Annotated in this window: 17 protein-coding genes, 1 rRNA gene and 1 pseudogene; 17 read left to right on the plus strand and 2 right to left on the minus strand. The window is 75.1% G+C overall.

Going from position 1 to position 20787, the window contains the following annotated elements; genetic code table 11:
- From rrf to ACZ6O5_RS27415, 4 genes and pseudogenes are all read left to right on the plus strand, one after another.
- Positions 1-84, plus strand: a 5S ribosomal RNA gene (rrf, locus tag ACZ6O5_RS27400); the annotation flags it as partial.
- 146 nt (positions 85-230) lie between these two features.
- A complete protein-coding gene (locus ACZ6O5_RS27405) occupies positions 231-2036 on the plus strand; it encodes a hypothetical protein (protein ID WP_465980630.1) in 1806 nt (601 codons plus the stop codon).
- Positions 1991-2603 (plus strand): annotated as a pseudogene (locus ACZ6O5_RS27410) (Replicase polyprotein 1ab); the annotation flags it as partial. The gene ACZ6O5_RS27405 and the pseudogene ACZ6O5_RS27410, both read left to right, overlap by 46 nt.
- Before the next feature lie 529 nt (positions 2604-3132).
- Entirely contained in the window at positions 3133-4170 is a 1038-nt protein-coding gene (locus tag ACZ6O5_RS27415; RefSeq protein ID WP_465980890.1) for an HAD-IIA family hydrolase, read from the plus strand.
- A gap of 49 nt (positions 4171-4219) precedes the next feature.
- Here the strand turns inward: ACZ6O5_RS27415 and ACZ6O5_RS27420 are convergent, their stop codons facing one another.
- Positions 4220-4555, minus strand: coding sequence for an SCP2 sterol-binding domain-containing protein (locus ACZ6O5_RS27420; RefSeq protein WP_425790378.1), 336 nt, complete (start codon positions 4553-4555; stop codon positions 4220-4222).
- A gap of 112 nt (positions 4556-4667) precedes the next feature.
- Here ACZ6O5_RS27420 and ACZ6O5_RS27425 point away from each other — a divergent pair, with 112 nt between their 5' ends.
- The 13 genes from ACZ6O5_RS27425 (at position 4668) to ACZ6O5_RS27485 (ending at position 20262) form a co-directional block, all read left to right on the plus strand.
- Entirely contained in the window at positions 4668-5306 is a 639-nt protein-coding gene (locus ACZ6O5_RS27425) for a phasin family protein (RefSeq protein WP_465980633.1), read from the plus strand.
- Positions 5303-5533: a hypothetical protein gene (locus ACZ6O5_RS27430; RefSeq protein WP_107160780.1), complete on the plus strand. Its 231-nt coding sequence runs from the start codon at positions 5303-5305 to the stop codon at positions 5531-5533. Before ACZ6O5_RS27425 ends, ACZ6O5_RS27430 begins: the two co-directional genes overlap by 4 nt.
- A gap of 23 nt (positions 5534-5556) precedes the next feature.
- Positions 5557-6405 (plus strand): TlyA family RNA methyltransferase, encoded by an 849-nt coding sequence (locus tag ACZ6O5_RS27435; RefSeq protein ID WP_425790384.1) that lies wholly within the window; start codon positions 5557-5559, stop codon positions 6403-6405.
- The gene (locus ACZ6O5_RS27440; protein ID WP_465980635.1) at positions 6402-7286 is read left to right on the plus strand and encodes an NAD kinase; all 885 of its coding nucleotides are present in this window, start codon (positions 6402-6404) and stop codon (positions 7284-7286) included. Before ACZ6O5_RS27435 ends, ACZ6O5_RS27440 begins: the two co-directional genes overlap by 4 nt.
- Before the next feature lie 473 nt (positions 7287-7759).
- Positions 7760-9517 carry a DNA repair protein RecN gene (gene recN / locus ACZ6O5_RS27445; protein WP_465980637.1) on the plus strand — a complete coding sequence of 586 codons (1758 nt, stop codon included), beginning with the start codon at positions 7760-7762 and terminating at the stop codon, positions 9515-9517.
- A 118-nt stretch (positions 9518-9635) separates the two neighbouring features.
- A complete protein-coding gene (gene steA / locus ACZ6O5_RS27450) occupies positions 9636-10814 on the plus strand; it encodes a putative cytokinetic ring protein SteA (RefSeq protein ID WP_107160788.1) in 1179 nt (392 codons plus the stop codon).
- Between the two features lie 28 nt (positions 10815-10842).
- Positions 10843-11784, plus strand: a complete 942-nt coding sequence (locus tag ACZ6O5_RS27455; RefSeq protein ID WP_465980640.1) for a copper transporter — start codon at positions 10843-10845, stop codon at positions 11782-11784.
- Between the two features lie 61 nt (positions 11785-11845).
- Positions 11846-12709, plus strand: a complete 864-nt coding sequence (locus ACZ6O5_RS27460) for a hypothetical protein (RefSeq protein WP_465980642.1) — start codon at positions 11846-11848, stop codon at positions 12707-12709.
- A 1-nt stretch (position 12710) separates the two neighbouring features.
- Complete coding sequence (murJ, locus tag ACZ6O5_RS27465; RefSeq protein ID WP_465980644.1) at positions 12711-14399, plus strand: murein biosynthesis integral membrane protein MurJ; 1689 nt, start codon at positions 12711-12713, stop codon at positions 14397-14399.
- Positions 14396-15529: a glycosyltransferase family 4 protein gene (locus tag ACZ6O5_RS27470; RefSeq protein WP_465980646.1), complete on the plus strand. Its 1134-nt coding sequence runs from the start codon at positions 14396-14398 to the stop codon at positions 15527-15529. The genes murJ and ACZ6O5_RS27470 overlap by 4 nt, the downstream gene beginning before the upstream one ends.
- Positions 15529-17760 carry a hypothetical protein gene (locus ACZ6O5_RS27475; RefSeq protein WP_465980648.1) on the plus strand — a complete coding sequence of 744 codons (2232 nt, stop codon included), beginning with the start codon at positions 15529-15531 and terminating at the stop codon, positions 17758-17760. The genes ACZ6O5_RS27470 and ACZ6O5_RS27475 overlap by 1 nt, the downstream gene beginning before the upstream one ends.
- A gap of 154 nt (positions 17761-17914) precedes the next feature.
- Positions 17915-19660, plus strand: a complete 1746-nt coding sequence (locus tag ACZ6O5_RS27480) for a CTP synthase (RefSeq protein ID WP_465980650.1) — start codon at positions 17915-17917, stop codon at positions 19658-19660.
- Positions 19657-20262, plus strand: a complete 606-nt coding sequence (locus ACZ6O5_RS27485) for an NUDIX domain-containing protein (RefSeq protein WP_465980652.1) — start codon at positions 19657-19659, stop codon at positions 20260-20262. Before ACZ6O5_RS27480 ends, ACZ6O5_RS27485 begins: the two co-directional genes overlap by 4 nt.
- A 58-nt stretch (positions 20263-20320) precedes the next feature.
- On the opposite strand, the gene ACZ6O5_RS27490 is transcribed toward ACZ6O5_RS27485, so the two are convergent.
- Positions 20321-20692, minus strand: a complete 372-nt coding sequence (locus ACZ6O5_RS27490) for a TM2 domain-containing protein (RefSeq protein ID WP_465980653.1) — start codon at positions 20690-20692, stop codon at positions 20321-20323.
- Between the last annotated feature and the right edge of the window lie 95 nt (positions 20693-20787).

The following is a 20787-nucleotide window of genomic DNA, read 5'->3' on the forward strand; positions in this document are numbered from 1 at the left end:
TACATTCCGAACCCGGAAGCTAAGCCCTCCAGCGCCGATGGTACTGCACTCGGGAGGGTGTGGGAGAGTAGGACACCGCCGGACAATCTTCCAGTCGAGGGCCGCCCCATGAGGGTCGGCCCTCGACTGCGTTAGCGTTTCTGGCGGAGACGCCATCAGGAAGGATGCACCTGTGAGCTCTGGACCCCAGGGCGGGGACCGCCCCCGTCGCTACGAGGATCGCGCCGACCGTGGCGAGGGGCGCGGCGACGCCCGCCGCGATGATCGCCCCTCGTACCGGGGCGGTCGCGACGACCGCGCCGGCGGCACCCGTGGTGGTGACCGTCGTGAGGGCGGTTTCCGCCGTGACGATCGTGCCGGTGGTGCGCCGAGCGGTGACCGTCGTGAGGGCGGTTTCCGTGGCGGTGAGCGCTCCGGTGGTTTCCGTGGTGGGGACCGTCGTGAGGGCGGTTTCCGCCGTGACGATCGTGCCGGTGGTGCGCCTAGCGGCGACCGTCGTGAGGGCGGTTTCCGTGGTGGCGAGCGCTCGGGTGGTTTCCGGGGCGGCGACCGTGATGGTGGTTTCCGTGGTGGCGAGCGCTCCGGCGGTTTCCGCGGCGGGGACCGTGACGGTGGTTTCCGTGGTGGGGACCGTCGTGAGGGCGGTTTCCGCCGTGACGATCGTGCCGGTGGTGCGCCTAGCGGCGACCGTCGTGAGGGCGGTTTCCGTGGTGGCGAGCGCTCGGGTGGTTTCCGGGGCGGCGACCGTGACGGTGGTTTCCGTGGGGGGGACCGTCGTGAGGGCGGTTTCCGCGGCGCCGACCGCGAGGGTGGTTTCCGAGGCGGGGAGCGCCGTGAGGGCGGTTTCCGCCGCGATGATCGTGCCGGTGGTGCGCCGAGCGGTGACCGTCGTGAGGGCGGTTTCCGCCGTGACGACCGTGCCGGTGGCGCGCCGAGCGGTGACCGTCGTGACGGCGGTTTCCGTGGTGGCGACCGTTCGGGTGGTTTCCGGGGCGGCGACCGTGATGGTGGTTTCCGCGGTGGGGACCGTCGCGAGGGCGGTTTCCGAGGCGGGGACCGCGAGGGCGGTTTCCGTGGTGGCGAGCGCTCGGGCGGTTTCCGCGGCGGCGACCGTGATGGTGGCTTCCGCGGTGGGGACCGTCGTGAGGGTGGCTTCCGCCGTGACGACCGTGCCGGTGGCGCTTCCGGTGGCGAGCGTCGCGAGGGCGGCTTCCGGGGCGGCGAGCGTCGCGAGGGCGGCTTCCGCCGTGACGACCGTGCCGGTGGTGCGCCGAGCGGCGAGCGTCGTGAGGGCGGCTTCCGCCGCGACGATCGTGCCGGCGGGACCTCCGGTGGCGACCGCCGTGAAGGCGGCTTCCGTGGCGGCGACCGCGAGGGCGGTTTCCGAGGTGGTGACCGTCGTGAGGGCGGTTTCCGCGGTGGTGACCGCGAGGGCGGCTTCCGGGGCGGCGATCGTCGCGAGGGCGGCTTCCGCCGTGACGACCGTGCCGGCGGACCCACTGGTGACCGTCGTGAGGGCGGTTTCCGTGGTGGCGAGCGCTCGGGTGGCTTCCGGGGCGGCGACCGTGACGGCGGCTTCCGTGGCGGTGAGCGCTCCGGTGGTTTCCGAGGCGGGGACCGTGACGGCGGGTTCCGGGGCGGGGACCGCCGTGAGGGTGGCTTCCGTCGCGACGACCGTGAGGGCGGCTTCGGCGGTGGTGACCGTCGCGAGGGTGGCTTCCGTCGCGACGACCGTGCCGGCGGACCCACTGGTGACCGCCGGGAGGGCGGTTACCGCGGTGGGCGTACCGAGCGGGACGGGGAGCGCCGTAGCTACGGCGACCGGCCGGATCGGGACGACCGTCGGCCGGGCAGCTTCGGCCCGCAGCGCGAGCGTCAGGACGAGCGGGGCGAGGGACGTACCGGAGAGGCGCCGGAGCTGCCGGACGACGTGGTCGCGAGCGACCTCGACTCGACCGTACGGGCGGAGCTTCTCTCGCTCGCCAAGCCGGTGGCGGAGACCGTCGCCCGGCACCTGGTCGCGACCGGCCTGCTGATCGACGAGGACCCGACGCTGGCGCTGGCGCACGCGATGGCGGCCCGACGGCTGGCCTCGCGGATCGCCGCGGTGCGTGAGGCGGTCGGGCTGGCCGCGTACCACTCGGGGGAGTGGCAGACGGCTATCGCCGAGCTGCGGACGTACCACCGGATGACCGGCCTGCAGAGCCACCTCGCGGTGCTGGCCGACTGTGAGCGGGCGCTGGGCCGGCCGGAGCGGGCGATCGACCTGTTCCGTGGGGCGGATCAGGCCAAGCTCGACCAGGCCGTCGCCATCGAGCTGCTGATCGTGGCCGCCGGCGCGCGTGGCGACCTGGGCCAGAAGGACGCGGCCGTGGCGATGCTCCAGGTCCGCGAGCTGACCGCCGAGTCGGCCGAGCCGTGGGCGGCCCGGCTGCGCTACGCGTACGCGGACGCGCTGCTCGCGGTGGGCCGGCGCGAGGAGGCGCGAGAGTGGTTCTCCCGCGCCTCCGACATCGACTCCGACGGTGAGACCGACGCCGCCGAGCGGCTGCTGGAGCTCGACGGCGTGGTCATCGAGGGCGACGACGAGGACGACGAGTCGGACGACGCTCCGACCGGCGCGGACTCCTCGGCCACGCACGGCGACTCCGACGACGAGGACGACCTCGACGAGGACGACGAGGACGACCTCGACGAAGACGAAGACGAAGACGACGAGGACGACCTCGACGAGGACGAAGACGACGAGGACGAAGACGACGAGGACGACCTCGACGAGGACGACGACCTCGACCGGGACGACGACGAGGACGACGACGACCTCGACCGGGACGGTGACGAGGACGACGACCTCGACGAAGACGCCGGCCCGAAGGGCGACCGCGCCGACACGTCCGGTGCCGGCGACGCGGCTCGGGCCGGGTACCGGGACCGCGACGCCGCCGACCTGACCGACGACGAGCTGACCGACGACGAGGCCGGCTCGCTCGCCGCCACCGACGACGCTCCCGCCGACCAGGCGGAGAACCGGCCGACGGCCGGTGGGCACGCGCCGGGCGGGGACGAGGCGGCGGAGCGCCGGTGAGCGGGCACGCCGGGGACACCGACACCGACACCGGTGCCGGTACCGGGGTGGAGCGGGCTCGCGCCGGGGCGGACGGGCGGCTGGTCGACGGGTACGCCCTGGTGGTCTTCGACCTGGACGGGGTCATCTACCTGATCGACCGGCCCATCCCCGGCGCGGTCGAGGCGGTCGGCCGGCTGCGGGCCGAGGGGCGGGCGGTCGCGTACGCGACGAACAACGCCTCGCGCCGGTCCAGCGAGGTGGCTGACCTGCTCACCGGCATGGGTGTGCCGGCCGAGCCGGTGGAGGTGCTGACCTCCGCGGCCGCCACCGCCGAGCTGCTCCGGGACCGGTTGCCGGCCGGCGCGGCGGTGCTGGTGGTCGGCGCGGAGGCGCTGCGGGCGGAACTGCGTGCGGTGGGCCTGCGGCCGGTGTCGACGGTCGACGAGGAGCCGGCCGCCGTGGCCCAGGGCTACGGTCCGCAGGTCGGCTGGTCCGAGCTGGCCGAGGCGTCCCTGGCGGTGCGGGCGGGCGCGCCCTGGTACGCCACGAACACCGACCGCACACTGCCCAGCCCGCGCGGGCCGTTGCCCGGGAACGGCTCACTGGTGGCGGTGCTGCGTACCGCGCTGGGCCGGGATCCCGACGTGGTGGTGGGAAAGCCGGAACCGGCGCTGTTCGCCACCGCCGCGCGCCGCGCCGGAACCGGGCGCGCGCTCGTGGTGGGCGACCGCCTGGACACCGACATCGAGGGGGCCCGCCGGGCCGGACTGGACAGCCTGCTGGTGCTGACCGGGGTGAGCGACGCGGCCGAGTTGCTGGCGGCGCCCGAGTCGCGCCGGCCGGCGTACGTCTCCTTCGACCTGGCGGGGCTCTTCGACGCGGCGGCCGTGGTGGCGGTGCCCGGCCGACCCGAGACCGGCGGCTGGTCGGTGACGGCGACCGACGGGGAGCTGGTTCTCGACGGCGCGGGACGGCCGTTGGACGCGCTCGCGGCGCTCTGCGCGGTGGCCTGGTCGACGGCGGCCGACCCGCGGGCGCGGGCCGCGTCCCCGGCGGCGGCGGAAGCGCTCGCCGCGTTCGGGCTCGACCGCGTCGACGGCTGAGCCCGCCGGCCGGCACCCCGCTGCGGGCGAGCGCCCGGCGACGGCGTCGTCAGAGCAGTTTGCGGAGTTTCATCAGGTCGAACGGGTTCGCCTTGACGGAGACCCGGCGGGACGCCACCGCCGACATGATGTCGAGGTTGCCGTGCACCAGGGCGATCAGGTCGTCGCCGGCGATGCTCAGCGCGATCTTGGCCTTCGGGTCGTCGCCGTCGGTCAGCCCGACCAACCGGCCGCCTTCCAGCCGACCGTGGAACGCGGTGCCCAGGTCGGTGATCCGGCAGGCCAGGGTGCGGTCGAGATCGATCTTGCCCTGCGCCTCGGCGTGCCGGTCCAGCCGGTCGGCCAGGTCCTGCAACGCCTGCCGGCATTCGTCCACGCTGGCCACATCGTCTCCTCACCATGAGCCATGCCGTTCCCCGGCACCGTACCGCAATGGTTCGTCCCCGGTGCCCGGTAGCGTGGCACCTGCACACCTCGCCCCGTGGAAGGACTCAGGCATGCAGGACGCGTGGCGCGCCTACCTCTCGCTGGCCATGGGCCTGACGGAGGCGCCCCGGAAGAAGGCGCAGGACGCGGTGATGCGCGTCGTCGATCAGGGCGGCGCGACGGCCGGTCAGCTCCAGTCGCTCGCCGAGGAACTGGTCGCCACCGGCCTGGCGAACCGGGAGGCCTTGACCAAACTGGTCCGCTTCGAGGTCGACCGGGCGCTGGGCGCGGTCGGGCTGGCCACCGCCGACGAGGTCGCCGAGCTGACCCGGCGCGTGCACGACCTGGAACGGCAGTTGCGCGAGGCGCGCACGCCCGTCGAGCCGACGACCACGTCCGCACCGGCGTCGACCGCGTCGGCGTCGACCGCTCCCGAGCCGCCCGCACCGGCGTCGACCGCGTCGGCGTCGAGCGGGACCGTGCCGACCGCGGCCACGACTGCCGCGGCCACTCCCGGCGGCACCACGGCGACCAAGGCGGTCGCGAAGAAGGCGGTAGCCAGGAAGGCGGTGGCGCGCAAGCCCGCGGCCACGGTGGCGCGCACACCGGCAAACGAGCCGTCGGCAAACGAGTCGCCGGTCGACGAGCCGCCGGCCGCGTCCGCCCGACCGGCGCGGAAGGCCACCGGCCGTCGGGCGGACGGCTCGTGAGCGCGCCGTTCCGGCCCGGTCCGCCGCCGGGTCCGCGGCCCGGTCCGCCCCCGGGGGTACGCTCCGCGCCGGTCGAGGAGGTCGGCGAGGCGCGGCACCCGGCGGTGGACGCCGCGGTGCGGGGCATGGCGAACGCGGAGGCGCTCGCCCCGGCGGACCAGATTGCCCAGTACGAGGCGGCGTACGAGACGCTGCGCGAGACCCTGGCCGGCATCGACCAGGCCTGAGCAGAGGCGGAGAACGGACACCGATGGCTCGACGTACCCGACTGGACGCCGAACTCGTCCGCCGTGGTCTGGCCCGCTCCCGCGAGCAGGCCGCCGCGTTGGTGGAGGCCGGTCGCGTCCAGTTGCGCGGGGTGCCGGCCCGCAAGCCCGCCGCCATGGTCGACCCCGCCGACCCGCTGCTGGTCACCGGCGAGGACCCGGCCGAGGAGTACGTCTCCCGGGGCGGCCACAAGCTGGCCGGCGCGCTGGCCGCGTTCGCGCCGGGCGGGCTGGTGGTGACCGGCCGGCGCTGCCTGGACGCGGGCGCCTCCACCGGGGGCTTCACCGACGTGCTGCTGCGCGCCGGCGCGGCCGAGGTGGTGGCCGTGGACGTCGGCTACGGGCAGCTCGCCTGGCCGTTGCGCACCGACGAGCGGGTCCGGGTCCTCGAGCGCACCAATGTGCGTACCCTCACGCCGGAGACGATCGGCGGGCCGGTCGACCTGACGGTGGCCGACCTGTCGTTCATCTCGCTGCGTCTGGTGCTGCCGGCGCTGGCCGGCTGCACCGGGCCCGACGGCGACCTGGCGCTGATGGTGAAGCCGCAGTTCGAGGTGGGCAAGGAACGGGTGGGCGCCGGCGGGGTGGTGCGGGACCCGGCGCTGCGCGCCGAGGCGGTGCTCGACGTGGCCGCCGCCGCCGCGCGGCTCGGTCTCGGCCTGGCCGACGTGGCGGCCAGCCCGCTGCCCGGGCCGAGCGGCAACGTCGAGTTCTTCGTATGGTTGCGCCGGGACGCGCCCGCCGCCGACCCCGACCGGGTACGCGCGGTGGTGGCCGCGGGTCCGCAGGGTGCCGCCGCGACGGCGGCCACGACCGAGGAGGTGTCCGGGTGAGTCGCACCGCGCTGCTGGTGACGCACACCGGCCGTCGACGCAGCACCGAGCACGCCCGGGCGGTCGCTGCCGACCTGATCGCGAACGGGTTCGAGGTCCGGGTGGTGGCCGAGGAGGCCGACGACCTCGACCTGCCGGGCGTGGTGCCGGTGACCGGTCCGGAGGCGGCCGAGGGCGCGGAGATCGTGTTCGCGCTGGGCGGGGACGGCACGTTCCTGCGCGCCGCCGAGTTGGCCCGTCCGGCCAAGGCGCCGCTGCTCGGCATCAACCTCGGCAAGGTCGGCTTCCTGGCCGAGGCGGAGATGAACGACCTGGACGCCGCGGTGCGGGACGTGGTCGCGCGTAACTACACGGTGGACGAGCGGTTGACCCTCGACGTGACCGCCGAGTTCGACGGTGGGCCGACCATCGAGTCGTGGGCGCTCAACGAGATCAGCGTGGAGAAGGGCGAGCGGGCCCAGATGCTGGAGCTGCTCGTCGACGTCGACGGTCGGCCGCTGTCCCGGTACGGGTGCGACGGCGTGGTGTGCGCGACCCCGACCGGCTCCACCGCGTACGCGTTCTCCGGTGGCGGGCCGGTGGTCTGGCCCGAGGTGGAGGCGCTGCTGCTGGTGCCGATCAGCGCGCACGCGTTGTTCAGCCGCCCACTGGTCACGGCGCCGACCTCCACGTTCGTCATCACCGTCGATCCGTTCACCACGCTCGCGGTGCTCTGCTGCGACGGCCGGCGGGTCTACGACCTGCCGCCCGGCGCCCGGGTCACGGTGCGTCGGGGCGCGTTGCCGGTGCGCATCGTGCGGCTGCGGGACCGGCCGTTCACCGATCGGCTGGTGGCCAAGTTCGACCTGCCCGTGCAGGGCTGGCGCGGCAGCCGCCGCTGATCGACGGCTCAGCTTCGGTGCCCGGTACGCCGCGGCGCGTTACGGTGGGCGGGACGGGCCGCGTCGAGGTGAGTCCGGGCGCGGCGGTGAGGCCCGCCGACTCGGAGGTGGCGTGGCCCGACGGTCGCGGGTTCGGCCAGGGGGTGGTCGGAGCCCGCGACGGTCGGGGTGCCGGAGCGCCGTGGCCGGCCGCGGCGGGCGGACCGGCACGTCCGGCCCGGTCGGGTGTCGACCCCGGTCGGGCCGACAGGTCGTTGAGCCGCCGCCGGAGGAAGCGGCGGCACACGAGCTGGCCGACGCCCGGCGCCCCGACTCTCCACACCCCACCCCCCCATTGCCGTGCGCGCTGTTTCCCGGAAAGAGTGGCTGTCCGGCGCCGGACAGCCACTCTTTCCGGGAAAGCGCGAAGCGACCGGCGCCGGTCACCGTGCCGGCTGGTCAACTGTCACCCGGCGGGGCTACTGTCGGGTGCTGTGCTGGAAGAGCTGCGCATCACCGGACTGGGCGTCATCGAGGACACCACGCTGCCGCTGGCCGGGGGGATGAACGTCATCACCGGCGAGACCGGCGCCGGCAAGACCATGGTGGTGACCGGCCTCGGCCTGCTCTTCGGCGGCCGGGCCGACGCGGGTCGGGTGCGGGCGCAGCCGGGCCGCGCGGTGGTGGAGGGGCGGCTGCGGCTGCGCGGCCGGGTGGCCGAGGCGGTGCACGCCCGGATCATCGACGCCGGCGGCGAGCCCGACGAGGACGGCTCACTGCTGCTCAGCCGCACCGTCACGATCGAGGGGCGCTCACGGGCCCACCTGGGCGGGCGCAGCATGCCGGTGGCGACGCTCGGCGAGGTCGGCGAGCAGGCGCTGGCGGTGCACGGCCAGTCCGACCAGCTTCGCCTGCTGCGTCCGGCCGAGCAGCGGGCCGCGCTCGACCGGTTCGCCGGCGCCGAGCACGAGAAGCTGCTGGACGCGCTGCGCGAGACGTACGCGCGGTGGCGGGCGGTGGTCGACGACCTGGCCGACCGGCGGCGCAACGCCCGGGAGCGCAACCAGGAGGCCGACCTGCTCCGGCTCGGCCTCGACGAGATCACCCGGGTCGATCCGCAGCCGGGGGAGGACGACGAGCTGAAGGCGGAGGCGCAGCGGCTGGAGCACGCCGAGGGGCTGCGCACCGCGGCGCAGGTGGCGCAGCAGTGCGTGGCCGGCGGTGTGGAGGCGACCGACGACACGCCCGACGTGGCCGTGCTGCTCGGCACCGCCCGCCGCACGCTGGAGGCGCAGGCCGGCACCGACCCGGCGCTCGGTGAGCTGGCGGCCCGGCTGGAGGAGGTCGCCACGCTGGTCACCGACGTGGCCGCCGAGCTGTCCACCTACCTGACCGCGCTGGACGCCGATCCGGCCCGGCTGGAGACGATCTACGAGCGACGGGCCGCGCTGCGCGGGCTCACCCGCAAGTACGCCGACGACGTGGACGGCGTGGTGGCCTGGGCCGAGCGGGCCCGCGTCCGGCTGTCCGAACTGGACACCTCCGACGAGTTGCTTGACGAGTTGGACCGGGAGGCGGCCCGCCTCGCCGGTGAGGTGGCCGACCTCGCCGGTCGGGTCTCCGCCTCCCGGCAGGAGGCCGCCGGTCGCTTCGCCGAGCAGGTCACCGTCGAGTTGGCCGGGCTGGCCATGCCGCACGCCCGGATCGAGGTGGCGGTGCTGCTGCGGGCGGCCGGGCGGTCCGAGCCGAGCCTGCCGGTCAACGGCGTCGAGGCGGGCGTCGGCGCGGACGGCGCCGACGAGGTCGAGCTGCGGCTGCTGGCGCATCCCGGCGCGCCGTCGTTGCCGTTGCAGCGGGGCGCCTCCGGCGGTGAGCTGTCGCGGGTGATGCTCGCCATCGAGGTGGTCTTCGCCGGTTCGGGCGGTCCGCCCACGCTGGTCTTCGACGAGGTCGACGCCGGTGTCGGCGGGCAGGCCGCGGTGGAGATCGGCCGGCGGCTGGCCCGGTTGGCGCGCAGCCACCAGGTGCTCGTGGTGACCCACCTGCCCCAGGTGGCCGCGTTCGCGGACCGGCACCTGGTGGTGGCGAAGGACACCGGGGGCGCGGTGACCACCAGCGGCGTCCGCGTGGTGGAGGACACCGAGCGGGCCCGGGAGCTGGCCCGGATGCTCGCCGGTTTGCCGGACTCCGATCTGGGTATCGCCCACGCCGAGGAGCTCCTGGCCGTGGCGGCCAAGGAACGGCGTCCGTGATACCCCGATTGTGAGCGCAAGCACACCGGGGCGCGCCCCGGTGTGCTTCCCTGGGTAGGCGGCCCTGCTCAGGCATGTCGCGACAGCAGAACCTGCCCAACATGCCAGGATGGTCACGATGCGTCTACCCACACTGCGCCGGACCCGGAACGCGGAACCGGGCTCGATCCTCGGCACCGCGCGCCTCGACCGCCGGACGAAACGGCTGGTCGGCCGCCTGCGTCCGGGTGACATCGCGGTCATCGACCACGTCGACCTGGACCGGGTGGCGGCCGACTCGCTCGTCGCGGTCGGCGTGGCCGCGGTGCTGAACGCCAAGCCGTCGGTGTCCGGGCGCTATCCCAACCTCGGCCCCGAGGTGCTGGTCTCGGCCGGCATCCCGCTCCTGGACGACCTCGGCGAGGGCGTCTTCGAGCAGGTCCGCGAGGGCGATCTGGTGCGCATCGAGGGCAACACCGTCTTCGTGGGCACGGAGCCGGTCGCGCACGGCGCGCTCCAGGACGCGGAGACGGTCGGCAAGTCGATGGCCGACGCCCGGGAGGGCCTGTCGGTGCAGTTGGAGGCGTTCGCCGCCAACACGATGGACTACCTCCGGCAGGAACGCGACCTGCTGCTCGACGGCGTCGGCGTGCCGGAGATCCAGACCCAGATGCAGGGCCGGCACTGCCTGATCGTGGTCCGGGGCTACGACTACAAGGCCGACCTGGACGTGCTGCGGCCCTACATCCGCGAGTTCAAGCCGGTGCTGATCGGCGTGGACGGCGGGGCCGACGCGCTGGTCGAGGCCGGCTACACCCCCGACATGATCATCGGCGACATGGACTCGGTCACCGACGACGTGCTGCGCTGCGGCGCCGAGGTGATCGTGCACGCCTACCCGGACGGTCGGGCTCCCGGTCTGGCCCGGGTCAACGGCCTGGGCGTGCCCGCGATCACGTTCCCGGCGGCGGCCACCAGCGAGGACCTGGCCATGCTGCTGGCCGACGAGAAGGGCGCCTCGCTGCTGGTGGCCGTCGGCACCCACGCCACCCTGGTGGAGTTCCTCGACAAGGGCCGCGGCGGCATGGCGTCGACGTTCCTCACCCGGCTGAAGGTGGGCGGCAAGCTGGTCGACGCCAAGGGCGTCAGCCGGCTCTACCGGCAGAGCATCTCCGGGTCCTCGCTGCTGCTGCTGGTCCTCTCCGCGGTTGCCGCGATGGCCTCCGCGGTGGCCGTCTCCACCGTCGGGAAGGCGTATTTGGGCGTGGTCTCCGAATGGTGGGACAATTTCGTGTTCCAGCTCGGCCAGCTCTTCTAGCTCCCCCGACGATCAAGAGGCTGCAAGCGTGATCAACTTCCGCTACCACGTGGTGTCCCTGACCGCGGTCTTCCTCGCGCTGGCGATCGGCCTGGTGGTCGGCACAGCCGCCCTCAACGGCCCGGTGGCCGACTCGCTCCGGGAGAACGTCAACGGCCTGCGCAAGGACAACTCGCTGATGCGTCAGTCGGTCAACGACATGCAGAAGCAGCTGGAGACCGAGGAGGACTTCGTCGGCGAGATGGCGCCGCTGGTCCTGACCGGGAAGCTGGCCGGCCGGCGGGTGGTGGTGCTGACGCTGCCCAGCGGCCGGGACCAGACCGAGGGCGTGGTGAAGATGCTCCGCACCGCCGGCGCGGACGTCACCGGCCGGGTCACCGTGCAGGACAAGTTCGTCAACCCGGACAGCAACAACAACCTGCTGGAGCTGGCCGTCACCGCCGCCCGCCCGAACAGCGCCCCCACCGCCAACCTGCCCGGCAACGGGCACGGCGTGGAGACCTCCAGCGCGTTGCTGGCCAACGTCCTGCTGGAGCGCCCGGCGGGCAACCCGACGGTCAGCGAGGCCGACCGGCGCAGCGTGCTCCAGAAGTACGCGGAGGCCGGCTACCTCACTCCGGAGGACCGGATCACCGGTCCCGCCGAGGCGGTGGTGCTGGTTACCGGCCAGCCGTACGTGGACAAGGACTCGGCGAAGAAGGACGAGTCGGTGGTGAAGGTCGCCGAGCAGTTCGACCGCGCCGGTGCGGTCGTGGTCGCCGGCATGGGCTCGACCGGCGGCAACCTGGTGGCCGTGGTCCGTGGCGACCCGGTGCTGTCGCAGACCATCTCCACCGTCGACAACGCCAACACCGTGCAGGGACAGCTGGTCACCAGCCTCGCCCTGGCCGAGCAGCTCACCGGGAAGAAGGCCGGCCAGTACGGCGTGGGCGACAACGCCGCCTCCCGGCTGCCTAAACTGCCCGAGTGATCGCGCCCGGGCCGTCCGGTCCGTGCCGCGCCGCGTGGGAGATCCGGATCGGAGGGGTCGCGTGAGACTGGGTCGGCTGCTGACCGTGGGCGCGGGGGTGCTGGCCGCCCGCTACGCGCTTCGGGAGGTGCGCATGTCACCGAGCGCGCCGGCGCTGGAGCGCACCAACTACCGGGGCCGCACGGTGACCCTGGCCGCCGGCCCGGCCCTGGCCGTGGGCGCCGCCACCGCGGGCGCGCTCGGCGCCGGCAGCGTCCCGGCCGGCGCCGCCGCGCTGCTGGCCGGCGTGGGCGCGGGCGCGGTCGGGCTCTACGACGACGTGGTCGGCGCGCGCCCGGAGCAGAAGGCCGCCAAGGGCTTCGCCGGTCACCTCGCCGCGCTGCGCGAGGGCCGGGTCACCGCCGGGCTGGTCAAGGTCGCCGGGGTGGGCGCCGCCGGGCTCGGCGCCGCGGCGTTGCTCGCCGCCGACCGGCGGGTCGCCGCCCATCCGCGTCGCCAGCGGGCCGGCGCGTTCGGCCGCGGGGTCGACGTGCTGCTCGGCGCCGGCGTGGTGGCCGGCACCGCCAACCTGGTCAACCTGCTCGACCTGCGCCCCGGCCGGGCGCTGAAGTCCGGCCTGCTGCTCGGCGCTCCGCTGTCCACCGGCCCGCACGGCGGCATCGCGGCCGGCGCGGTCGGCGCCGCCGCCGGCCTGCTGCGTGACGACCTGGGCGAGCGGGTGATGGTCGGCGACAGCGGCGCCAACGCGCTCGGCGCACTGCTCGGCGTGAGCCTCGCCGCGCGTACCGGGCCGCTCGGGCGGGCCGGGGTGCTGGCCGTGCTCGCCGCGCTCACCGCCGCCAGCGAGAAGGTCAGCTTCACCCAGGTCATCCACCGGACACCGGGGTTGCGGCACCTCGACGAGCTGGGCCGGCTCGCCGACTGACGTGACGAAACCGGCACCCCTCGCCGCCGTCGGCCGTGTCGCCGGGGCGGCTGCCCTCATCGCCGTGCTCACCGTGGTCAGCCGGCTCGTCGGCTTCGGTCGCACCGCGGTGTTCACCTGGACGCTCGCCCCCACCGACCTCGGTGGCGCCTACCTGGTGGCGAACTACGTCCCGAACGTCATCTTCGAGATCGTCGCCGGTGGGGCGCTGGCCAGTCTGGTCGTACCGCTGCTGGCCGGCGCCGTCGCCGCGGGCGACCGGCGGGCGGTGGCCGCCACCACCGGGGCGCTGCTGACCTGGACGCTGAGCCTGCTGGTCCCGCTGGCGGTGCTGGTGGCGCTGCTCGCCGAGCCGCTGACCGGCCTGCTCGGGCACGGCCTGGACCCGGTCCAGCAGGCGGCCGGGGCGCGGATGCTGCGGGTCTTCGCGCCCCAGTTGCCGCTCTACGGCGTGGGCATCGTGCTCACCGGGGTGCTCCAGGCGCACCGCCGGTTCGCCTGGCCGGTGCTCGCGCCGCTGCTGTCCAGCGTCACCGTCATCGCGGTCTACCTCGCCTTCACCGCCGCCGAGGGGCGGCGGGCCGGCATCGGCGAGGTGGGCCGCGGCGGGGAACTGCTGCTCTCCGGCGGCACCACGCTCGGTGTGGTGGTGCTCTCGCTGTCCCTGCTGATCCCGCTGCGCCGGCTGCGGCTGCCGCCCCGCTGGGGCTACCGCTTCCCGGTCGACGCCCGGGCCCGCGTCGGCGGCCTGGTGGCCGCCGGGGTGGTCACCGTGACCGCCCAGCAGATCGCCCTGGTCGTCACGCTCAACCAGGTCACCTACGGCCGGGTCGCCGACGTCGGGGTCTACAACCTGGCCCAGACCGTCTACTTCCTGCCCTGGTCGGTGCTGGCGGTGCCGCTCGCGGTGGCCGCGTACCCGACGTTGGTGGCGGCCCGGGCCGGCGGCGACGAACGCGCCTACCGGGACACCCTGGCCCCGGCCGCGCGCGGGGTGGTGCTGTTCAGCCTGCTCGGCGCCGCCGCGCTGGCCGGCACCGCGATCCCGGTCGGGCACTTCTTCTTCCCCGACCCGGTGGACGCGCGGACCGCCGCGGCCGGCATCGCCGGCTTCGCCCCCGGCCTGCTCGGCTACGGCCTGTTCGCGGTTCTCACCCGGGCGCTCTACGCCCGCGGCGAGACCCGCTCGGCCACCGTCGCCACCGCGCTCGGCTGGCTGAGTGTGCCCGCCCTGGCGGTCCTGGCCGGCCAGGCGTTGCCGCTGGCCGACCGGGTGCCGGCGGTGACGCTTGCCACGTCCGCCGGCATGCTGCTGCTCGGCGCGCTGCTGGTTGCTGCCGTACGGCGCGCCGCCGGCCCGGAGGCGCTGGCCGGCATCGGCCGGGCCGGCGCGGCCGGGCTGCTGGCGGCCGCGGTCGCCGCCGCGGGCGGGGTGGCCACCGCCCGCTGGCTGGAGCGGCTGGGGGACGGGACCCCGACGACGCTCGCGGCCCTCGCGCAGGGCATGCTGTCCGGGGTCGTGGTGGGCGTCCTGTTCCTCGCCGTCGCCTGGCTGACCGACGCCCGCGACCTGCGGCCGCTGCTCGCGGCCGTGACCCGCCGGCTGCGTCGCCGGCGACCGGCCGACGACCCGCCGGCGGAGCAGCACCCCGGCGAGCGGGGCGACGGAAAGGAGATCGTTTCCTCATGACGGACGCCTCGCCGGCACCGCGCTGGCCCGGGTCGGTCGCGCTGGTGCTCGCCTCCAGCACCGGCGGGGTGGGGCAGCACGTCCGCTCGGTCGCCCGCGGGCTGACCGGGGCCGGCGCGTCGGTGCTGGTCTGCGGACCGGCCGCCACCCAGGAGCAGTTCGCCTTCACTCAGGCGGGCGCCCGGTTCACGCCGGTGGAGATCCCGGCCAGCCCCACCCCCGGGGACGCGCGCGCGGTCGGCGCCCTGCGCCGGGCGCTGGCGGAGACGCCTGTCGACGTGGTGCACGCGCACGGCCTGCGCGCCGGGCTGGTGGCCGCGCTCGCCCGGCCCACCGTCCCGCTGGTGGTCACCTGGCACAACGCGGTGCTCGCCGGCGGGTTGCGCGGCGCGGCGTCCCGGCTGGTGGAGCGCGTCGTCGCCCGTTCCGTACGGGTCGCGCTGGGCGCCTCCGCCGACCTGGTCGAGCGGGCCGCCGCGCTGGGCGCCGCCGACGCCCGGCTGGCGCCGGTCGCCGCGCCGACGCTGCCCCCGCCGGGGCGCCGTCGCGCCGCGGTGCGGGCCGAGTTCGGCGTCACCGCCGACCGCCCGCTGATCCTGTCGGTGGGCCGGCTGCACCCGCAGAAACGGTACGACGTGCTGATCGACGCCGCCGCCCGCTGGCGGACCCGGGTCCCCGCCCCGGTGGTGGTGATCGCCGGCAGTGGACCCGCCTACCTGCCGCTGGCGGCGCGGATCTCGGCCGCCCGGGCGCCGGTGACCCTGCTCGGGCACCGCACCGACGTGGCGGACCTGCTGGCCGGCGCCGACCTGGCGGTGGTCACCAGCGACTGGGAGGCCCGCCAACTGTTCGCGCAGGAGGCGCTGCGTGCCGGTGTGCCGCTGGTGGCGACCGCGGTCGGTGGCCTGCCGGAGCTGGTCGGCGACGCCGCGGTGCTGGTCCCGGCCGGCGACGTGGACGCGGTCGACGCGGCGGTGCGGGAGCTGCTCGACGACGCGGCCCGCCGCGCCGACCTGGGCCGCCGGGGCGCGGCCCGCGCCGCGACCTGGCCCACCGAGGCGGACACCGTGGCCACGCTCGCCGACCTGTACGCCGAGCTGACGCCGCAGCATTCTCCGGGGAACCGCTGATGCTGCGCCGACTGACCCCGGTGCTGCTGACCCTGGTGGTGGTGGCCCTGGGCATCACCGCGCTGGCCGCCCGCCCGGACGACGGCGGGCCCCGGCGCAGCGCCGACTTCGTGGTGCTGGTCGGCGCGGCCGGCCTGCGCTGGGACGACGTGGATCCGCGGAACACGCCGACGCTGTGGCGGATGGCCGAGCAGGGCGCGATCGGTTCCCTGTCGGTGCGTTCCGCGCACCGCCCCACCTGCCCGGTGGACGGCTGGCTGACGCTCGGCGCGGGCAACTTCGCGGCCTGGAACGGCAGCCGTCCCGGCGGCTGTCCGGCCGCCGGGGTGACCGTCGAGCAGCCCGACGGGATCGGCGCGAACCTGCCCGACCAGCCGGGCGTCGTCGCCCACAACCAGGAGAAGCTCGCCTGGGGCGCGGTGCCGGGCGCGCTGGCCGAGTCGGTGCGCTGTTCGGTGGCGGTCGGGCCGGGCGCGGCGGTGGCCGCCGCCCGCCCGTTCGGCCGGGTCGACAGGTACGAGCCGGCGCTGCCCGACGACCCGGCGGAGCTGCTCGGCTCCTGCGTGCTGAGCATCGTCGACGTGGGCACGGTCGACGACGACGACCCGGCCGTCCGGGCCGCCCAGGCGCGCCAGGCCGACGCCCGGCTCGCCCGGGTGCTCGCCGCCCGGCCACCGCGTTCGCTGGTGCTGGTGGCCGGCGTCTCCGACACCGACACGCCGGCGCGGCTGCACGTCGCCGTCGCGGACGGTCCCGGCTGGGACGGCGGCTGGCTGACGTCGCCGAGCACCGCCCGGGCCGGCTACCTGCAACTGGTCGACCTGGCCCCGACCGCGCTCGCCGCGTTGGGCCGGCCGATGCCGGAGCGGTTGTTCCTCGGCCGGCCCGCGGTGACCGTCGACGACCGGCCGGACGACCTGCCGGAGGCGATCACGGCGCCGGCCGACGCCGACCGGGAGGCGGCGGCCCAACGCCGGGTCGCCGGCTGGTTCTTCACGCTGCTCGCCGCCGCCCAGATGGCTCTCGCGGTGGCGGTGCTGCCGCTGCTGCGCCGGGCCCGCCGGCTCGCCGGGCCGCACGGGCCGGAGCCGGTGTCCCGGCGGGTCGTCGCGGTGGTGGAGCTGCTGCTGGTCGCCGCCGCGTTGGCGGTGCCGGCGGCGTTGCTGGCCGACGCGGTGCCCTGGTGGCGCGGGACCCACGCGGGCTGGTGGTTCGCCTCGGTGACCGCCCTGCTCATCGTCGGCGGCACGGCGCTGGTCCGGTTCGCTCCCGGGCACGACCGCACGCTCGGGCCGCTCGGCGCGGTGGCCGGGCTGGCCACGCTGGTGGTCGGCGTGGACGTGCTGACCGGTTCCCGGCTGCAACTCAACGGCGTGGTGGGTTACTCCGCGCTGGAGGGCGGCCGGTACGCCGGCCTGGGCACGGTCGGCCTGGGCGTGTTCACCGCCGGGTCGCTGCTCTGCGGGGGCTGGCTGGCCCAGCGGGTCCGCCGTACCTGGCGGCCGACCGTGATGGTGGCCGTGGCCGGCACCGCGGTGGTGATCGTGGGCAGCCCGTACCTGGGCGCGGACTCGATCGGCGCGATCGCGCTCACCGCCGGGGTGAGCGTGGCCGCGGCGATCTGCGGCGGTGGCTGGCTGACCGTCAGCCGCCTCGCCTGGGCCACCATGGCCGGGCTGGCCGTCACCATCGGCTTCGCGCTCGTCGACCTGGGGCGGCCGGCGGCCGAGCGGGGCAGCCTGGGTCGTTTCCTGGCGGCGCTCGGGGACGGCACCGGCGGCCTGACCGTGCACCGGTCCAGCACCTCGAACTTCCAGACGCTGGTGAACAGTCCGCTGACCGTGCTGGCCCTGGCCGGGGCCGCGCTGGTCTGGCTGGCGCTGCTCCAGCCGTGGGGCGGCCTGATGCGGCTGTTCGGCATCTATCCGGCGATCCGGGCGGCGATGGCCGGCACCGGGGTGGCCGCCGGGCTCGGCGGCGTGCTGGGCGGCTCCGCGCTGGACGTGGCCGGCGCGGCCGGCGCGCTGGTGGTGCCGATGGCGGCGTTGGCCGCGCTGCGGGTGCTCGACCACTCCACCGACCGCACGCTGCCGGACAGCGGCCGGCCCGGGGGAGAGGGCGGCGGGGCGTCGTCGGACGGGTCCGGTCCCGGTGGCGCGGGCCCGGCGGGTCCGGGGGCGACCGCGGTGGCCACCGCGCCGGGGGCAGCCACCCCCGCGCACCGGAGTTGATCACGGGCGACGGGGCCCCACGTGCGCCGACAGCGGGTGCGACGCCGGCTCACGGTCCGGATGGTGTTACCGTGGAATCCCGTGGATCGCGTGATCACTTGTCTGATCGGCACGGCGGTTCGCACGACCGCTACGGACGACACGGGAGCAGGCCTTGGCCCCTTCAGCACGGACGACCAGGCACATTTTCGTCACCGGGGGAGTCGCCTCCTCGCTGGGCAAGGGCCTCACCGCCTCCAGCCTCGGCAACCTGCTGACCGCGCGCGGGCTGCGCGTGGTGATGCAGAAGCTCGACCCGTACCTGAACGTCGATCCCGGCACGATGAACCCGTTCCAGCACGGCGAGGTGTTCATCACCGAGGACGGGGCGGAGACCGACCTCGACGTCGGCCACTACGAGCGGTTCCTCGACCGTGACCTCTCCGGCAAGGCGAACGTCACCACCGGGCAGATCTACTCGGCGGTGATCGCCAAGGAACGGCGCGGGGAGTACCTGGGCGACACGGTCCAGGTCATCCCGCACATCACCAACGAGATCAAGGCCCGGATCCTCGGCATGGCCGACCCGGACGCCGACGGCCAGGTCCCCGACGTGGTGATCACCGAGGTCGGCGGCACGGTCGGCGACATCGAGTCGCTGCCGTTCCTGGAGTCGATCCGCCAGATCCGGCACGACCTGGGCCGGGACAACTGCTTCTACCTGCACGTGTCGCTGGTGCCGTACCTGGCGCCGTCGGGCGAGCTGAAGACCAAGCCGACCCAGCACTCGGTGGCGCAGCTGCGCAGCATCGGCATCCAGCCCGACGCGCTGGTGCTGCGCTGCGACCGGGAGATCCCGGACAAGGTCAAGGAGAAGCTCTCGCTCTACTGCGACGTGGACCGGGAGGCGGTCACCGCCGCCCCGGACGCGCCGAGCATCTACGACATCCCGAAGGTGCTGCACCGCGAGGGCCTGGACGCGTACGTGGTGCGCCGGCTCGGCCTGTCGTTCCGCGACGTCGACTGGACCCGCTGGGACGACCTGCTGGAGCGGGTGCACCAGCCGCGCCACACCATCACCGTGGCGCTTGTCGGCAAGTACGTCGACCTGCCCGACGCGTACCTGTCGGTGAGCGAGGCGATCCGGGCGGCCGGGTTCGGTCACCGCGCCCGGGTGCAGCTCAAGTGGGTGCCGAGCGACGAGTGCGTCACCCCGGCCGGCGCCGCCGCCGCGCTGGCCGGCGTGGACGGCATCGTGATCCCCGGCGGGTTCGGGGTGCGCGGCATCGAGGGCAAGGTGGGCACCGCCCGGTTCGCCCGGGAGAACGGCGTCCCGCTGCTCGGCCTCTGCCTCGGCCTCCAGTGCATGACCATCGAGGTGGCCCGCCACCTGGCCGGTCTGGACGGGGCGAACTCGCTGGAGTTCGACGAGGAGGCCGTACACCCGGTCATCGCCACCATGGCCGACCAGGAGGACATCGTGGCCGGCCGCGGCGACCTGGGCGGCACCATGCGGCTCGGGGCGTACCCGGCGACGCTGGCCGAGGGGTCGATCGTCGCCCAGGCGTACGGCAGCACCGAGGTCAGTGAGCGGCACCGGCACCGGTACGAGGTGAACAACGCCTACCGCGACCAGCTCACCAAGGCCGGTCTGACCATCTCCGGCACCTCGCCGGACGGGCGGCTGGTCGAGTTCGTCGAGCTGGACCGGAACCTGCACCCGTTCTTCGTGGCCACCCAGGCGCATCCGGAGCTCAAGAGCCGCCCGACCCGCCCGCACCCGCTGTTCGCGGCGTTCGTGGACGCCGCGGTCGCGTACTCCGAGTCCGACCAGCTCCCGGTCGACCTGGACGGCCCGGCGGACGCCGCCGCGGCGAGGAAGGCCGACCGCAACGGTGGCACGAAGGCGGCGGCGAAGTGAGCGGCGTCGAGCACCGGTACGAGGTGACCGCGCGCCGGGACGTCTGGTCCGGCCGGATCTTCTCGGTGGTCAGCGACGACGTGACCATGCCCGGCGGCGGCACCGCGGCCCGCGACTACGTCCGGCACGTCGGCGCGGTGGCGGTGGTGGCGCTCGACGACGCCGGTCAGGTGGTGTTGATCCGCCAGTACCGGCACCCGGTCGGTCGGCACCTGTGGGAGCTGCCCGCCGGGCTGATGGACGTCAGCGGGGAGGACCTGGCCGCCGCGGCGGCGAGGGAGCTGGCCGAGGAGGCCGACCTGACCGCGGGGCGCGTCGACGTGCTCGTCGACCTGCACAGCTCGCCCGGTTTCTCGGACGAGGTGGTGCGCGTCTTCCTGGCCCGCGACCTCGCCGACGTGCCGGCGGCACAGCGGCACGACCGCCGCGAGGAGGAGGCCGACCTCCAGGTGGTCCGGGTCGACCTCGACGAGGCGGTCCGGATGGTCCTGGCCGGGGAGATCACCAACGCGGCCTGCGTGGCCGGCCTGCTCGCCACCGCCCGGGCCCGGGAGACCGGCTTCACCGAGCTGCGTCGCCCGGAGGCGCCGCTGCCACGCTGATCGGAACCGACGAAGGGGCCGCGCGGCAGACGCCGCACGGCCCCTTTCGGTTCGCCGCTCAGTCGCGCAGCGGGCGGCCCTGGCCGTCGACGCCGCCGTTGACCAGGATCAGGATGCCGTCGACGAGGCCCCAGATCGCGCCGAAGCCACAGGTCACGAGTGTGACCACGAGCTGGATGACGCCGGTCTTGGTGTCGCCCATGTAGAACCGGCCGATGCCGAAGCCGCCGAGGAGGATCTGGAGGATGCCCGCGACGACCTTGCTCTTGTCCGAGACGCCGTACGGGTGCTGCTGGTAAGGAGTGGTCATGAGCGGACACCATAGTGATCCACTCGCGTTCCGCGCGCCCCGGCACCCCACCGGTGGGAAGATATTTACCGAAGTCTGTCCTGTCGGCTGATGGCGTCTCCACCGGCCAGCCCGGTCCATGCCTGACACTCCGTCAGCACCACCGGGCACCGGATGTCACAGTGTCGGCGTCCCCGCGCCGTCCGCGCGCCTAGACTGCCGCCGGCGGGACCTGA

Source organism: Micromonospora sp. NPDC049201, assembly GCF_055586805.1.

What these genes read in the sequence shown, in the direction of transcription:
- ACZ6O5_RS27425 (WP_465980633.1), top strand. Translation starts at nt 4,668, where the DNA reads ATGCAGGACGCGTGGCGCGCCTACCTCTCGCTGGCCATGGGCCTGACG.
- ACZ6O5_RS27435 (WP_425790384.1), top strand. Translation starts at nt 5,557, where the DNA reads ATGGCTCGACGTACCCGACTGGACGCCGAACTCGTCCGCCGTGGTCTG.
- steA (WP_107160788.1), top strand. Translation starts at nt 9,636, where the DNA reads ATGCGTCTACCCACACTGCGCCGGACCCGGAACGCGGAACCGGGCTCG.
- ACZ6O5_RS27470 (WP_465980646.1), top strand. Translation starts at nt 14,396, where the DNA reads ATGACGGACGCCTCGCCGGCACCGCGCTGGCCCGGGTCGGTCGCGCTG.
- ACZ6O5_RS27475 (WP_465980648.1), top strand. Translation starts at nt 15,529, where the DNA reads ATGCTGCGCCGACTGACCCCGGTGCTGCTGACCCTGGTGGTGGTGGCC.
- ACZ6O5_RS27490 (WP_465980653.1), bottom strand. Translation starts at nt 20,692, where the DNA reads ATGGACCGGGCTGGCCGGTGGAGACGCCATCAGCCGACAGGACAGACT.